The sequence below is a fragment of the Pseudomonas sp. UMAB-08 genome, assembly GCF_900095225.1.
GTDB lineage: Bacteria > Pseudomonadota > Gammaproteobacteria > Pseudomonadales > Pseudomonadaceae > Aquipseudomonas.
Genome location: NZ_LT607477.1, coordinates 1 through 232, shown reverse-complemented (window position 1 = coordinate 232; position 232 = coordinate 1). Strand labels below are relative to the sequence as shown.

Below are 232 nucleotides of genomic sequence, written 5' to 3'. Positions count from 1 at the left end.
GGGGCTATAGCTCAGCTGGGAGAGCGCTTGCATGGCATGCAAGAGGTCAACGGTTCGATCCCGTTTAGCTCCACCAAATTGTACAGTTCAAGGCTTGGCCACGCAGGCCTTGAATCGATCAGACTCAGTCTGATCACGTTGTATAGAAGGTTTTGCGTCCCCTTCGTCTAGTGGCCTAGGACACCGCCCTTTCACGGCGGTAACAGGGGTTCGAGTCCCCTAGGGGACGCCA

2 tRNA genes are annotated in these 232 nt (G+C 56.0%); both read left to right on the top strand.

The window, feature by feature from the left end:
• Window positions 1-76 (top strand) — tRNA-Ala (locus K0F75_RS25485).
• 80 nt (window positions 77-156) lie between these two features.
• Window positions 157-232 (top strand) — tRNA-Glu (locus K0F75_RS25480).